Origin of the sequence: Paenibacillus sp. AK121 (assembly GCF_019042715.1) — a bacterium.
Taxonomy (GTDB): Bacteria; Bacillota; Bacilli; order Paenibacillales; family Paenibacillaceae; genus Paenibacillus; species Paenibacillus polymyxa_C.
In genome coordinates, this window is the sequence record NZ_JAHPJM010000010.1 from 36,207 (window position 1) to 51,265 (window position 15,059).

The 15,059-nt window shown below is 43.6% G+C and carries 11 protein-coding genes; 9 read left to right on the forward strand and 2 right to left on the reverse strand.

Translation table 11 applies throughout. From position 1 onward, the window contains the following. Positions 1-27 precede the first annotated feature (27 nt). Positions 28-1,227, reverse strand: coding sequence for a macrolide family glycosyltransferase (locus tag KSP24_RS17485; protein ID WP_216976032.1), 1,200 nt, complete (start codon positions 1,225-1,227; stop codon positions 28-30). A gap of 239 nt (positions 1,228-1,466) precedes the next feature. Here KSP24_RS17485 and KSP24_RS17490 point away from each other — a divergent pair, with 239 nt between their 5' ends. The 8 genes from KSP24_RS17490 (at position 1,467) to KSP24_RS17525 (ending at position 10,332) form a co-directional block, all read left to right on the forward strand. Then, entirely contained in the window at positions 1,467-1,661 is a 195-nt protein-coding gene (locus KSP24_RS17490) for an H-type small acid-soluble spore protein (protein ID WP_013373211.1), read from the forward strand. 18 nt (positions 1,662-1,679) lie between these two features. Further along, positions 1,680-1,850 (forward strand): hypothetical protein, encoded by a 171-nt coding sequence (locus KSP24_RS17495; RefSeq protein ID WP_013373210.1) that lies wholly within the window; start codon positions 1,680-1,682, stop codon positions 1,848-1,850. A 248-nt stretch (positions 1,851-2,098) separates the two neighbouring features. Next, positions 2,099-3,343, forward strand: a complete 1,245-nt coding sequence (locus KSP24_RS17500; RefSeq protein WP_216976034.1) for a sensor histidine kinase — start codon at positions 2,099-2,101, stop codon at positions 3,341-3,343. Then, on the forward strand, positions 3,340-3,990 hold the full coding sequence (locus tag KSP24_RS17505) for a response regulator (RefSeq protein ID WP_025674660.1): 651 nt from the start codon (positions 3,340-3,342) through the stop codon (positions 3,988-3,990). Before KSP24_RS17500 ends, KSP24_RS17505 begins: the two co-directional genes overlap by 4 nt. 174 nt (positions 3,991-4,164) lie before the next feature. Then, on the forward strand, positions 4,165-5,586 hold the full coding sequence (locus KSP24_RS17510) for an efflux RND transporter periplasmic adaptor subunit (RefSeq protein WP_064963624.1): 1,422 nt from the start codon (positions 4,165-4,167) through the stop codon (positions 5,584-5,586). Next, positions 5,583-8,693 carry an efflux RND transporter permease subunit gene (locus KSP24_RS17515; RefSeq protein ID WP_216976036.1) on the forward strand — a complete coding sequence of 1,037 codons (3,111 nt, stop codon included), beginning with the start codon at positions 5,583-5,585 and terminating at the stop codon, positions 8,691-8,693. Before KSP24_RS17510 ends, KSP24_RS17515 begins: the two co-directional genes overlap by 4 nt. A gap of 153 nt (positions 8,694-8,846) precedes the next feature. After that, the gene (locus KSP24_RS17520) at positions 8,847-9,308 is read left to right on the forward strand and encodes a MarR family winged helix-turn-helix transcriptional regulator (RefSeq protein ID WP_013373204.1); all 462 of its coding nucleotides are present in this window, start codon (positions 8,847-8,849) and stop codon (positions 9,306-9,308) included. Continuing rightward, positions 9,295-10,332 (forward strand): threonine aldolase family protein, encoded by a 1,038-nt coding sequence (locus KSP24_RS17525; protein ID WP_216976038.1) that lies wholly within the window; start codon positions 9,295-9,297, stop codon positions 10,330-10,332. The genes KSP24_RS17520 and KSP24_RS17525 overlap by 14 nt, the downstream gene beginning before the upstream one ends. Before the next feature lie 227 nt (positions 10,333-10,559). On the opposite strand, the gene KSP24_RS17530 is transcribed toward KSP24_RS17525, so the two are convergent. Next, on the reverse strand, positions 10,560-11,399 hold the full coding sequence (locus tag KSP24_RS17530) for a helix-turn-helix transcriptional regulator (protein ID WP_216976041.1): 840 nt from the start codon (positions 11,397-11,399) through the stop codon (positions 10,560-10,562). A gap of 187 nt (positions 11,400-11,586) precedes the next feature. On the opposite strand from KSP24_RS17530, the gene KSP24_RS17535 reads away from it, so the two are divergent. Then, a complete protein-coding gene (locus KSP24_RS17535) occupies positions 11,587-14,895 on the forward strand; it encodes a pectinesterase family protein (protein WP_216976043.1) in 3,309 nt (1,102 codons plus the stop codon). The last annotated feature ends 164 nt before the right edge of the window (positions 14,896-15,059 follow it).

Genomic DNA, 15,059 nt, shown 5'->3' on the forward strand with positions numbered 1-15,059 from the left:
TTTTGTGGCCATTTTGCTCGTGTGATTTTAGGCGCGCTTATGTTGCAGATAAGCATCAAGATAAGCATCAATTTTTGCGAGAGCTTCTTTGGTACCGCCGGATTGCTGGAAGCTGTCATTTATTTTTTGTACGCCCTCTTTATACGCTGCGTTTGACATGACCTCATGTACGCCATCTCTTAACGTTTGTGTATTGATTTGATCCTTAGTTATTCGATAGCCAGCTTGAAGTTCCGTTAACCGCTGCGCGACCATAGGCTGATCCTTGTCCTGAGGCAGCACGACCAAGGGTACATTAAAGTGAATTCCTTCATTCACGCTGTTCATTCCACCATGAGTAATAAATACATCTGAATGACGTAATACCTCCAATTGAGGTACATAGGGTGAGATGATAAAGTGCTCAGGGGCCGGGTTAATTTTCGTAAAGTCAGCTTTCTCGCCAGCTGCAATCACGACGATGCCTTCAAAATCGGAAAAAGCCTCAATGCAGGTGTTAAAAAAGTCTTCAGTGTGGTCCAGAACAGTTCCCATCGAAATATACAAAACCTTTTTACCCTGTAATCTGTCCAGCGGGAATGAATTTTCTTCTTTGCGCTCCGGGAAGCTGGGACCAATAAAAAGATGCTCGTCCCCAAATTGTTCACCATTTGGTTGAAAATATTTGCTCGTATATACAACATTCAAAACCCCTGAATTGTTCATAAATTGAACCAGCTCTTTGGGGGCAACACCGAATCTTTCTTTCATGAGCTGCAGTGAAGTCGTGACTTGTTCATCAGGATGGAACGGTACTTTAGCGTCGGAGCGGAAGAGATTGGCAGCCATCAGATGATTTGAAATGAGAAAAGATGGGGATGAAGAAATGCCTGGAATATTCAAATAATCTCTTACTAATTCACCAGCTCCGAATCGATCATAGAACACCAAGTCAAATTGAATACGCTCGAACAGCTCCTGAGTGATGGCTAAGATGTCCATCGAAGTCTGGATATGAATATTCAAAAATGCGTTCAGTCCTGCCGGAGTGTTGGTATCAATGGAAGCAGTCCTGACCAGATCAGGATGCAGGTGAACCTTCGCTCCAACTGCTTCGAGTCTATTCTTGTATTTCTCAGTTGTAATGTAATGAACCTGGTCCCCTCGTGCTGCAAAGGCTTGCGTGATCCCAAGCGTGGGGTTTACATGTCCTTCTGCCGGAAAATTAACCATTAATACGTTTAACATCCATCCTTGCTCCTTTCTTTCTCTTTCATTTAAGATGCAGTTTAACTGAATCTCTTAATCCATAATAACAATAATATTTATTTTTTCAAATGATATCCTTTCATGATTGTGTTTTAAAACTCGGTCAACATCATTCTAAAGAATAACGTAAGGACATGTTGGCATGAAATGTGTATAACAAATATTTACCTCGTGCATAGTAAAGACGAACGCTATTTAGCAAGGGAGGTTTTTTCTAAATGAATGTTCAAAGAGCACAAGAAATAGCGTCCTCTCCCATCATGGCAAATGTGTTGTGCGATGGGCTACCCATTTATATTCAGCATGTGAATGAACAGCGTGAGACGGCACGAATCTATGCGCTGAACAACCCGGAAGAGGAACGGGAAGTGCCTTTGTACGCGTTAACAGAACGAGATCAGACCCTTGAATAGAAAGGAGCGACATGAAAAATGAAACCGAATCAACAGAAAGAGATCGAGGCAGATCGTTTGAATTTTCGGGATCAGACGGATGATGTGGTCAGAGAAGTACCGGCCACCACGGATGCCAGCGAAGCTGTTGCAGCAATGACTTCACATATCAATAAATATGATGTACCAGATGAGTTGGAAGAAGAATAGAGAGGGGTCAAGCGCGCACAGGATACCTGCTGCGTGCTTTTTATATGACGCCATAATGGATAGTATCGAACAAAAAGTACTCAATGCCCAAACGTACAAGTGAAACTGCCCATGTGTACGTTTTTTTCTTTTCGTTTTTTTGTAAAATGATATATAAATGATTTTTGTTCAAACGAAATAGACCAGGCCGTCATAGCGGCATATCTTAATAAGTTGAAAAGCTGAATTCAGAATTGTAGGAGGGAATTATGAACGATGCATCTAATGTTCAGGTTCAAAATCTAAATCCGGAAACAAGTGAGAGTAAAAGTGAAGGTGAAGTTGAGAACAAGGATATTTCAAAAATATTAACGATCATATGGGTTTTTATAATTTATAGTGAGTCTGTCATTCTTCAACATTTGTTCGGTGGTTTAAAACTGCTGCAAAGTTCTTTGTTCACTATAATTATCATATTGCACATCCTCTTGTACCTGCATGCTCATCGAGTGGCAAAATATTTTTCATGGGCTTATTTTGTGATACAAGGGGGCTTGATCTTTGCTAGTGCATTTCTTCTACCTGAAAGTTTCTCCATTGTACTAGTGGGTTTAATGCCCGTTTTGGTGGGTCAGAGTATAGGTATTTATTATAAGCCGCTGAAGGTCATTCTTGTATTTTTGATCTCCTACGTTCTTTTTTGTGTGGCTGTGGTCTCTCACAATGACGGCAGGCAATTTGTGTTGTTCATCCCGCTATTTTTTCTAATTGCCGTTGTTATAGTAGCTTATGCGGTTCTTTTTCTCAAACAAGTCAAAGCACGAATCCGCACACAAAATGTTCTGAAAGAGCTTGAAATTGCACATCAAAAGGTGGAAGAACTTACAATTGCCAATGAACGACAACGCATGGCCCGTGATCTGCATGATACGCTGGCTCAAGGGCTTGCTGGGCTAATCATGCAGCTGGAAGCCATTGACGCTCATCTGAGCAAAGGAAGTACGCAAAGAGCCCAAGAGATTGTCCAACAATCGATGTCACAAGTACGGAGGACATTGTCTGATTCAAGGCGAGCCATAGACAATCTGCGTTCGAAAACGATCTCGGAAGTTGATTTTGCAGAAGCAGTGGAGGAAGAAATACAGCGATTTACAATGGCTACGAGCATTCGTGTCATACGCAACATCAAAATTAAAGCTTCAGTCCCCAGACTGCTGTTCGAGCATGGACTGTTTATTATAAGCGAATGTTTAACCAATGTAGCGAAGCATTCACATGCGAATACCGTATGGATTAATATCTTAGATAACGAAGGCAAGATTAAAATTGAGATTCGTGATGATGGAAAAGGATTTGATACGAATATAATTGCCAAGCAAACAGGACATTACGGAATAATAGGGATCCATGAACGTGTACGGATGCTGGGTGGAAACATAAATATCAACAGTATATTGCAAGCAGGTACAGCTATAAAAATAGAGGCGCCTCTTACTAAAGGAGACCTATCATGAAATACAAGATTCTAATCGTCGACGATCATTGGGTCGTTAGAGAAGGGTTAAAGCTGGTGTTGGAGACCAATGACAGCTATGAAGTTATTGGTGAGGCCGGAGAAGGTGCAACTGCTCTTAAACTGATCGAGGAGCTTCAACCGGATGTCATATTGCTAGATTTATATATGCCACAAATGAGTGGTTTGGAAACAATGAAAGCCCTCAGAGAAAAACAAAATGAAACGCCTGTCATTATCCTGACTACCTATAACGAAGATGATTTAATGATTAAGGGACTTTCTTTGGGGGCAAAAGGATATTTATTGAAAGATACCAGCCGGGAAAACCTGTTTCGCACGATTGAGTCAGCGCTTAGGGGTGAAACGTTGCTTCAGCCAGAAATAACAGCAAGGGTGTTCGCTGCAACGAATAAGAAAGAAGCCAAGCTAGAATCCCGCGAGAGCAGCTTAGTTCTTACGGATAAGGAAAGGCATATATTAAAGTCTGTTGCACACGGTTTTAAAAGCAAGGAAATAGCATTTGATATGGGGATTTCCGAGCGTACCGTCAAAGCGCATTTAACGAATATTTATAATAAGCTTGGTGTTGATTCCAGATCTGAAGCCGTTGCTGTTTCGTTGGAACGTGGGATTTTACAGCTTTAGAGATATTAACTGAATAGATGTTATTTCATTGCCCAGTCGTACATAAGGTGCTTGCCCCTTTGTACGATTTTTTTGTGTGTTCATTGTTATAACATGAAAAAAGAAATGAAAAAAGTTTACATGACCCACGGGTTGCTGATAGCACCTTTAGAAGAGAGAATCAGGGAGGATGACATGAAGTTGAAGAAAAAAGGAATCAGGATCATGATTACGGGGATTGCATTAGCTATAGTAGCTTCCGGTTGCTCCAGTGCAACGGAGAACTCTGTAACACAAGCAAGTCATCCGGTAAAAGTAGAGAAGCTTGTAATGAAACCTTTGGCCAATGATTTTAATCTGGCGGGAACATTGCAGGCAAGTAATGAAGCTAGTGTTTCCTTTGAAGCGGATGGACGTATATTGAACACTATGGTTGAGGTAGGGGACTCCGTAGAAAAAGGGAGCGTCCTTGCGAAGTTAGATACATCTGCCTACCAGCTGCAGCTGGATCGGGCCAAGGCAACCATGGAAAAGGCAAAAGCCGGTCTTAGCCAAGCGGAGGCTTCTGTTCAATCGGCACAGGCGGGTATTCATAGTTCACAATCCCAGGTCGATGCGGCCCAATCGAAATTGCAGGAATTGAACAATGGCGCCAAAAAGCAGGAAATTGCACAGTCACAAAATGCGGTTACTGCGGCCACCAATGCTTACAATAAGAAAAAAGCGGATGCCGCACGGACGCAAAGTCTGTTCCAGGCAGGTGCAGCATCATTGTCGGAAAATGAGAATGCACAGCTGGAATTAACGAATGCACAAAAAAGTTTAAGTGACGCACAAGAGCAGTTGTCTCTCTTGCTTGCGGGAGCCTCACAGGAACAACGTGCCCAGGCTTCAGCTGGTGTAGAGCAGGCCAGAGCAGGGCTGGAGACCGCTATGGCTACGAAACAGCAAGGGCTAGCCAGTAAAGCTCAGGCGCAGGCTACCTACGAGGATGCATTGGCTGCTTATGAACAGTCATCCTTGTCACTTAAAAAAGCTACTTTAACCTCCCCGATCGCTGGCGTAGTCATTGAAAAAAAAGTAGCCGATGGTCAACTGGGCTCCAGTGGAAGTGAGGCATTCATTGTCGGGAATATCAAGACCCTAAAAGTACTTCTTCCCGTACCGGATAGCGAAATCTTATCATGGAAGAAAAACCAAAAGGTAAATATTTCTCTCTATGATGAAATTAGAACAGGGACTGTTACTCAGATCTATCCATCCACGAATACCAAAACGGGCAGTATTAATGTGGAAGTTAGCATTCCTAATCCTGAACTGAATTGGAAACCTGGTCAAGTCATCAGCGCATCTAAAAGTGTAAATCAAGCGGAAGCACTGTTAGTGCCTGTGGAAGCCGTGATTAGCAATGGAAGTGACCCTTATATATTTAAAGCTGTGAATGGTAAGGCTGTTAAAACCACGATTAAAGTGGGAAAAGTGACGAATAATCAATTCGAAGTTCTCTCCGGACTACAGGCAGGCGATCAAATCGTTACACAAGGAGCAGGAACCTTATTTAATGGCGATTTAATTGGGAATGATGTGCTTGGGAAATCGGAGGAGTCGTCCGAATGATTAAATATATTGTTAAAAAGCAGAAAATTACGCTTATTTTCTTTGGCATGTGCATACTGCTAGGACTCTTTAATTTTACATCGTTACCCAAACAGGAGCAGCCTGATGTTATTCCCATGACCGCCAGTGTTACAACCGTCTATCCGGGTGCCTCACCTGAGAGAGTTGAGCAGACCATTACTAAGGTCATGGAACAGAAAATTAAAGCTGTACAAGGTGTCAAAACGATTTCTTCCACTTCATCGAAAGGCCAATCCAGTATCATCATAGAAGCTTTGAATGATGCGGACCCGACAAAAGTATGGGCTGATCTTCGTACAAAGGTGCAGGATGCACAATCCGAGCTTCCAGCCGATGCAATGCAGCCTATAATCAATGATAGCATGACCAGCTCTTTTATTGGTTCATATGCGATCACCTCTGATAAGGTTGAGGATTTGTACTCATTAAATGAATTAATGAACAAATGGAAAGATCAATTAAAAACAGTCCCCGGTATTTCGCAAGTTAATATTCAAGGAATACCTGAGCAAGAGGTACGAGTCAGTTTAGACACGCAAAAGATGCAACAATATAACATCTCCTGGGAACAAGTCGTTCAAGCGATCAAGGACGAGAATGACAGAGTTCCTACAGGAAGTATGGATTTCAATGAGCGTACTTATCAGCTGACGGTGAATGCCTCAACTGATCCATCGATTCTAAATAACGTTCAGATTTCAAGCAATGACGATGGATTTCCGATATCTCTGAAGGATATAGGTACTGCCTCACTTGTTTTTAAAAAAGCAGCTAGTTATACGTATGTGAATACCAAGCCTGCTATTTCGATCAGTGTAAGCGGAGATATAGGAACAGATGTGCCAACGGTATCCAAAGCTACAACAGCCAAAATCAATCAACTTGCGAGCAGTTTGCCGAAGAATGTACATTTTGAGCTGCTTTTTGCACAAAATGATCGAGTGAGTGAAATATTTGGAAACCTGACCAAAGAGATGATTATCGCTATTTTATCGGTCATTGTGATATGTACTTTAGGCTTGAATTTGCTAACTTCTGCATTTGTGGCGTTGGCCATTCCTGTTTCCATCGCCATCGGCTTTATTTTCTTGCCTATGACAGGAACTACGCTGAATCAAATTTCAGTCATCGGGCTCATCATCGTGCTAGGGATACTGGTTGATGATGCTGTCGTGGTCAATGACAATATTGAACGCCGACGCTCTGAATTTGGGGAAAATGCGACGGAGGCAGCTATTAAAGGAACCAAAGAGGTATCCTTATCGATCATTACAGCTACGCTAGCTACGGTTGCAGCATTTGCCCCGCTGTTATTCCTGCCGGGTAATATCGGAGACTTTATTAAACCGATCCCTACCGTTATTTCGTTAACAATGCTAGCTTCCATGATTATGTCGTTAACAATTATTCCTATTTTTCGTCAATGGTATGATCAACGCCGTAAAGGGAAACAGAGTAACCAAGCAGTTAAGCCGCCCGGGCTTCTGGGTCATCAAATCCAGTCTCTATCCAATGTGTACTCTAAAAACTGGATGCCAAGAATACTGCGGCGTCCGCTTTTAACAGCGCTGATTGGTCTTATGATGGGTACGGCAGCTTATGGATTACTTGCGGTTGTTCCCATTCAATTATTCCCAGAATCCGATCAGGCAGATGCCACGATCAGCGTAACGATGCCGGAAGGAACATCGTTACAGGCAACCAATCGGGTAATTAACGAGATTGGGATGTGGGTCAAAAAACAACCAGAAACAGAGCGGCTGTCGGCAACGGCAGGTGGAGGAGCGCCTCAGATGTACAGCGATGTTGCAGGCGGTCACGGCTCCGGGGGAGCAGTCAATGGTCAACTTGCTGTCGTTGGAAAAGAGGGGCTATTCGATCTCCAGAAAACAGTGGATAGCTGGACTCATACGTTGCAAGCCAAATATCCATCTGCATTGATCAGCATTCGGGTTCCTCAATTAGGTATCCCGGTCGGCAGTGCGGTGTCTATCCGGATGAAGGGAGAAGACATTGATAAACTGCAAAACATGACAGCTAAAGTCAAAGAAATGGTTGCGGGTACCCCCGGAGCTGTAGACGTGACCGATAATATGGGGATGCAAAGCTATAATCTGAATTTCCAAGTCAACCCACAAGCCTTGGATAAATATCGGGTTAGCTATTCCAATTTGACGCGTACTCTGCTGTTAATGGGTGACGGGGTCAATGTAACGGATTTTGATACAGGTAAGGAATTGCTGGATATAAATATATACATGAATAAACCAAACGATGATCCTGAGGTATTGTTCCAACAATTAAGTGTAACCAATGCGGCAAAAGAGCAAATTCCATTATCCCAGTTAGTCACGATGAAACCGGACTTTTCCATTCAGCAAATCCACCGCTATGATTTGGAACGAACGGTAACGATTTCAGCCAATGCGAATGGGCGTACAGCTACAGAACTCACTAATGACATCCGTAGCAAACTAACCCATACACAATTTGAACCAGGCTACACCTGGGAGATGGGAGGAGAAACATCCGCGCAATCTGATATTTTTACAGATTTAGGGAAATTAGCTATTATCGTTGTTTTTCTCATCTTGCTCTTGATCACGATGCAGTTTTACTCCGTCTCCACACCGCTTATTATTATGACCACTGTGTATCTGGCAGCGGCAGGCGGAATTCTTGGAAGCTTTATTTCAGGCATGCCAATTGGATTCATGAGTATTATGGGGATCATTTCACTGGCTGGTATCGTTGTGCGTAACGGTATTGTGTTGATAGAGTTTATTGAAGATGCGCGGCGTGAAGGAGCTGAACTGACAGACGCGATCCTTATGGCATGTTCTGCCCGTTTCCGTCCGATCTTGCTTACTTCGTTAACTGCGATTGTGGGGATGATCCCTATCGCCACCATAGGAGAAATTCTCTTCAAACCGTTGGCAACGACCATTATCTTTGGCCTGATCTTTTCGACCATTTTAACCTTGTTTGTCGTTCCGACGCTGTATATGGTCGTAGCTCATCTGAAGCTGAAGCGGAAGCAGAAGCAGGAAAAGTCTATAAACACCGATAGCTCATTGACCTTGTAGGTAAATACAGAAAACAATATACTTCAATATTTCTTTTAGAATAGGGATCGTATATGAGGCGAAGGTCTTCATGTACGATCTTTTTATTTGTTGACATAGTCAACAAATATCAGTACTATAATTGTTGCAAAAGTCCACTAAATAGGGGGAGTTATGGTCAATATAGATGCTAATATCATAGCGGATATGAGGCGTTTTAATCGGTTCTATACGAATTTACTTGGTGTTTTAGATAGACATGTGCTGGATAGCGGATATTCCTTTACCGAGGCACGTGTCATTATAGAGATCGGGTTGATCGAGCCATGTATTGCGAATACGCTGGTCGAATCTCTTAAAATTGATCGCAGCTATATGAGCAGGATCATTGCTAAATTTTGCAAAGAGGGCTTTCTTGTTAAGGAAAATTCAACGGTGGATAATAGAACAAATCTAATTCGTCTGACACCTAAAGGAAAAACGTTCTACAACCAATTGAATGAAAGGTCTGATGAGCAAATTCTAAGATTAGTTCAAGGACTTTCAGAAATAGAGATTGAAGAATTACATGCTTCTATGTTGTTAATTCAGAAGAAATTGGATATTTCGGAGAGGATACAGAATGATACGATTTGAATGCGACTATACCGAAGGTGCCCATGAACGTATATTACAGCGACTACTGGAAACGAATGAGGAACAAACGCCAGGCTATGGTATGGACGATCATTGTGAAAAAGCGAGAGCTTATATTAAAAAGGCGTGTGACTCCGAAAATGCGGATGTACACTTTTTGGTTGGAGGTACACAGACCAATACAACGGTCATTTCTTCGATTTTGCGTCCGCATCAAGGTGTGATTGCGGCAACTTCTGGACATATTGCTGTGCATGAGACCGGAGCAATTGAGGCTATTGGACATAAAGTACTGACCTTGCCAAGCGAGGATGGGAAAATCCGGGGTGAGCAGGTAAAGGAACTATACGACGCTCACTGGAGTGATTCTGCACCTGAGCACTGTGTACAACCCGGGATGGTTTATATTTCTCAACCGACCGAGAATGGAACGATCTATAGCCGATCGGAGCTGGAAGTGTTAAGTAAAGTCTGTCGTGAATATGGTTTACCGCTGTTTATAGATGGAGCCCGCTTAGGCTATGGTTTGGTTGCAGAGGATAGCGATGTATCATTAGCAGATATAGCAAAGCTGTGCGATGTGTTTTATATTGGCGGCACTAAAATTGGAGCAATGATGGGAGAAGCCGTCGTTATCCTAAATGATGCTTTGAAAAAAGACTTTAGATATATGATCAAGCAAAAAGGAGGACTGCTGGCTAAGGGCAGAATGCTGGGCATTCAGTTTGAAACGCTGTTTGAGGACGGTTTATACTTTGAGATTTCCAAACACGCCATAGATATGGCCATATTGCTGCAAAAAGGATTATCCGAGCAAAGGTTTTCTTTCCTGTATCATTCTACAACCAATCAGCAGTTTCCAATTATATCAGATCGTATATTACAGGCGTTGAGTGAAAAATATACTTACTCCTTTTGGGAAAAGGTTGATGATACACATACTGCTGTTCGATTTTGCACCAGTTGGGCCACAAAGAAAGAAAACATTGAAATGCTGCTTCAGGATATCAAAGCATTACAATAGAGGTCACGGATAAACGATGAGTATCATCTTGAAGAGGTAAAATGAATGATGGAATAGGCCATACCTCGTTGCACACATTGCAGCGAAGTATGGCTTTTTTGTCGTGTAAATTACCTAATCCAGGCGGCTCGTCTTTAGTTCCATGAAAGAGCAAGCAGATATAAGAATGGAAAAACAAGACAAGAGCGAATGTATAAAATTAGCGCCTAATTATTTACACTGAATACCTATCGAACCTGTTTACGGTATTGAAGAGGGGAGAGCCCGGTTATTTTTTTAAAGATTTTATTAAAATGGGAGGCATGACCGAAGCCGACATCCTCCGCAATGCTCTGGATTTTGTCTTTGGTGGTTCGCAGTCTGGTTTGAGCCGCCCTAACCCTCACGACGCGGATGTATTCGCTGAAATGAAAGCCAGTCAATTTTAGAAAGATGCGGCTTAGGTAAGCTGGACTAATAAAAAAGCAGGCGGCCACTTGTTCGAGAGTTAACGGCTCATTGAAATGATCCTGAATAAAAGACGAAATTTCTGTGATTTTCTGATGCATGGGATGAGATGAAATAAGTTCACTACGCTCGGCTGCTTCCGATCGGTGCACCAGGATAAGCATTTCCAGCAGCAAATGCTGTACACAACGGTCATGCAGAGGCTGTTTGTTCCTACATTCGCTATTCATTTGCAGGAACAGTCGTTCAACTTCGACTTGTTCTCTAGCCGGTAAGCGAAGCAACGCGGATTGCTGATACGGCGGTAGATCCAGAATGTCACGATCCTGCGGTGGGAGAAACGTCGGAGAAAAATGAATCAAAATGCGTTCTGTTTCCTCCAATTGCGTGCTGGCGGTAGAGTGTAAGTCATGAGGAAGGATGAATATCAGATCGCCCTTGCGAGCGGTGTATACCTTGCCGTTCATAAAGTAGATGCGTTCGCCCTGCAGCAAAAAATACAGCTCATAGTTCTCATGAACATGAGGTCTGGGCATAACTGTGAAGCCGGTACGGTAGATGTGATGAATGGAGAATTGTTGTTCTCCGATGACATATTTGTCTTCCTTCATTTCATTCATGTGCTTCTTCCTTTGCAAATTAAGATAAGTAAGCGCATTCATATATCCATAGTATATATGACACCTGCCAACGGTAAAAGCAGAAAAGATTGATGAAAGGAGGTGAAAACACTTCTGAACGTCTCGGATCATTCTTTTATAAAAGTATGCGCTGGTGTGAAAGAAAATCTTAGGGAGGAAACAGAATATGAGCAAGCAGCGTACATGGAGAAAGGTGCTATGTAATGTGGTTGTGGGTTCATTGTTGTTGACTTTGTGCCCACCACTGATTCAAGCAGAGACTGCGGTCGGGACAGAGATGGCAAAAGTAGAAAAAATAGCGACGAATATTCCGGCGTTTCCGGGGGCTGAAGGTGGCGGTAAATATGTTACCGGTGGACGCGGAGGTGAAGTTTACGAAGTTACCACGTTGGAGGATTACGGCATAGGTGAGCAGGTGATCCCCGGATCTCTTCGTGCAGCGGTCAGCTCCGATAATCGGACGGTCGTATTCCGGGTGGGTGGAACCATTCATCTTAAGGAGCCACTTAAAATCCTGGGCAACAACCTGACGGTTGCGGGTCAGACAGCTCCTGGCGATGGTATAACTGTAAGCGATTACACGACAGGGATTGATGCAGATAACGTCATTCTCCGTTACCTGCGTTTTCGATTAACCGACCGTTACCCCAGTGAGGATGACGCATTAGGATCCAGATATCATAAAAACATTATGATTGATCACTGTTCCTTTAGCTGGTCTGTGGATGAGGTACTGAGTCTGTACGATAACGTAAATACGACGGTACAATGGTCCATTGCGTCCGAAAGTATGCTAATGACCACACACCAAAAAGGTCGCCACGGCTATGGCGGCATATGGGGTGGTCGAAATTCCACCTATCATCATAACTTGTTGGCACACAATGCAAGCCGCAACCCGCGTTTCCCAACCGATAAAAAACAAATCGACGCTGTGGAAATGACCAATAATGTCATTTATAACTGGGGATTTTTCTCTTCATACGGTGGTGGTGAAGGATCGTATAATGTGCTGAATAACTATTATAAGTATGGCCCCAACACATATAAGGATGTTCGCGGTCAAATCTTTGTAGACGTGGGAAGTAAAAAATATAAAACACGCATGTTTATTGGTGGCAACTACATGTACGGCAACGAATCGGTTACTAAGGACAACTGGCAGCTTGGAACATCCATTGGATCGATTATTGACCCTTCCACTCGTTTGGCAGAACCGATTGAAGTCAGAGGGGAATACGACAACGGGATTTCACCGGATGCGTATGGTCCATATCAAGCGACAGATGCACAGACCGCATACACTGAGGTGCTTGCTGGTTCAGGAGCCACGCTGCCAAGAAGAGATGCGGTGGACGCCCGCATTATGAATGATGTGAAGAATGGAACGGGTGCGTTTATCAACTCCCCGCGTGAGGCAGGCTGGATTTACGATGATTATAGCGTAACCAACACGGAGCTTACTGACAGTGATCATGATGGCATGCCGGATGAATGGGAACGTGCCCATGGGCTGGACCCCAAAAATGCAGACGACCGCAACGGTCAGGAGCTTGCCGGCACAGGCGAGTATGCTCATTTTGCCAAGGGCTATACGAATCTGGAAGTCTATTTAAATGATCTCATTGAGAAGCTGTCCAATGGAAGTGGGGTAGATAATCCGGAGGCCGTCGTTCAGGTGTCGGATGAAGGCGGACGTTCGCTGAAGCATAACGATATTTTGGAAGCCGGACGTGATGCGACCATAACTGCAACGGCCAAGGACCAAGATGGCATTGCCCACGTTGAATTTATCATTGACGGCAAACTTGCTGGAAAAGTAGAGGATGCGCCTTATCAAATCAGCTGGAATCATGTGACGGACGGCACCCATTACATTATTGCACGGGTGACAGACCGCAAGGGAACTGCTGCATTTTCCAATCCTGTCACTATCCACGTCAACACGACTGTACCAACGGGAAGCTGGCTCAGCGAAGAGGTTGGCTCTGAGGGCAACGATGGCTATATCAAAGGGCATACTCAGGTATTAAAAGAAGATGCAAACGGCAGCAGCATACGACTGAAATCGGCGGGAGACATTGACGGTCAGGCTGATCTTTTCCATTATGCTTATCAGAAATGGGAGGGAGACGGTGAAATTACAGCCCGTGTGGAGAAGATTACTCCTGTGGACGATAATGCCGAAGCAGGTGTAATGATTCGTGAATCACTGAAGCCTGGATCAAAAATGGCCTTTATGTCTTTAGCATTTGTTAAATATGGTAAACAGGGGACTCTTATTAGTCGTGATCAAACAGATGGTAAAACCAAGCGCGCGTCAATGGAAACATTTATTACAACGCCATATTCGGTTCGTCTGGTGAGAAACGGGCAAAAGCTGACCGGATGGATATCCGCCGATGGTCTAACAAATTGGGAAAAAGTGGGTGAAGCAGTCGTGGACTTTCCAGAGAATCAACCCTTACTGTTCGGGCTAGCTACCGATGCATCCAAACAACAAAACGATGTATGGAATTACAATACGTCGGAATTCAGCAATGTTAAGGTTCGCAAGCTAACAGACTCAGGAGGAACCTCTCCCACTAGTGTGGTTGTATCGACCTATGGCCCTGCTGACTATACATCTCTCCAGGCAGCTATTGATGCAGTCCCTGACAACAGCAACACAAGGACTATTATCCATCTCAAAAACGGTACCTACCGTGAAAAAATAAAGGTGAATTCCTCCAAAAAAAATCTGAGCATTATCGGAGAAGATCGGGACAAAACGATCATTGCTTTTGATAATACAGCCAAGACCATAGTGGACGGGAAAGAATTAGGAACGAGCAACAGCTATACCATGCGTGTGCAAAGTCCTGACTTTGTGATGGAAAATGTGACGGTCGCCAACACAGAAGGGACCGGGCAGGTGCAGGCTGTAGCGTTATATGCCGAAGGTGATCGTGGCAAGTATCATAATGTCAAAATTACCGGCCTACAGGATACTTTGCTCGTAAACCGTGGCAGACAGTATTTTAAGGACAGCTACATCAGTGGCAGTGTGGATTTTATATTTGGCAATGCACCTGCTGTGTTTGATAATTCGATCATACACAGCCTGCGTGCCGGATACGTAACCGCAGCTTCAACAGAAGAGAACCAGCCAGGTTTTGTATTTACTCAGTGTCGTCTGACAACCGAAGCTGGCTTGACAGGCAAGGTGGATCTTGGGCGACCATGGCGTCCTTACGCTCATGTTACTTTTTTGAAGACCTATATGGATGACCATATCAAGCCGGGTGGTTGGAACAATTGGGGGAAGGAATCCAATGAGCAGACCGCAAGATTTGGAGAGTTCGACAACTTTGGGCCAGGTGCAGGAAGTAGCGGGCGTGTACCTTGGGCCAAACAGCTTACAGCTGACGAAGCAAACCAGTACACTGTTGAAGCTGTTCTGAGCGGGACAGATCATTGGAATTGGCGTCTATAAATTTGATGTTCAATAGATAAGCGGGGGATGCGCTTCAAGCGTTTCCTCCGCTTCTGTCGTGTTTGTGAGCAAACTTGGATGTGGTACATACATAATCTAAAATTTAAACAATTTGTTTTTATAGTAAATATTTTATATATTGAAGAGGAGATGTATTTTTAGGC

Bases quoted from the DNA above. Each gene is read 5' to 3' on its own strand.
- KSP24_RS17525 (WP_216976038.1), top strand. From the start codon at position 9,295: ATGATACGATTTGAATGCGACTATACCGAAGGTGCCCATGAACGTATA.
- KSP24_RS17520 (WP_013373204.1), top strand. From the start codon at position 8,847: ATGGTCAATATAGATGCTAATATCATAGCGGATATGAGGCGTTTTAAT.
- KSP24_RS17485 (WP_216976032.1), bottom strand. From the start codon at position 1,227: ATGTTAAACGTATTAATGGTTAATTTTCCGGCAGAAGGACATGTAAAC.
- KSP24_RS17510 (WP_064963624.1), top strand. From the start codon at position 4,165: ATGAAGTTGAAGAAAAAAGGAATCAGGATCATGATTACGGGGATTGCA.
- KSP24_RS17535 (WP_216976043.1), top strand. From the start codon at position 11,587: ATGAGCAAGCAGCGTACATGGAGAAAGGTGCTATGTAATGTGGTTGTG.
- KSP24_RS17500 (WP_216976034.1), top strand. From the start codon at position 2,099: ATGAACGATGCATCTAATGTTCAGGTTCAAAATCTAAATCCGGAAACA.
- KSP24_RS17490 (WP_013373211.1), top strand. From the start codon at position 1,467: ATGAATGTTCAAAGAGCACAAGAAATAGCGTCCTCTCCCATCATGGCA.
- KSP24_RS17530 (WP_216976041.1), bottom strand. From the start codon at position 11,399: ATGAATGAAATGAAGGAAGACAAATATGTCATCGGAGAACAACAATTC.
- KSP24_RS17515 (WP_216976036.1), top strand. From the start codon at position 5,583: ATGATTAAATATATTGTTAAAAAGCAGAAAATTACGCTTATTTTCTTT.
- KSP24_RS17505 (WP_025674660.1), top strand. From the start codon at position 3,340: ATGAAATACAAGATTCTAATCGTCGACGATCATTGGGTCGTTAGAGAA.
- KSP24_RS17495 (WP_013373210.1), top strand. From the start codon at position 1,680: ATGAAACCGAATCAACAGAAAGAGATCGAGGCAGATCGTTTGAATTTT.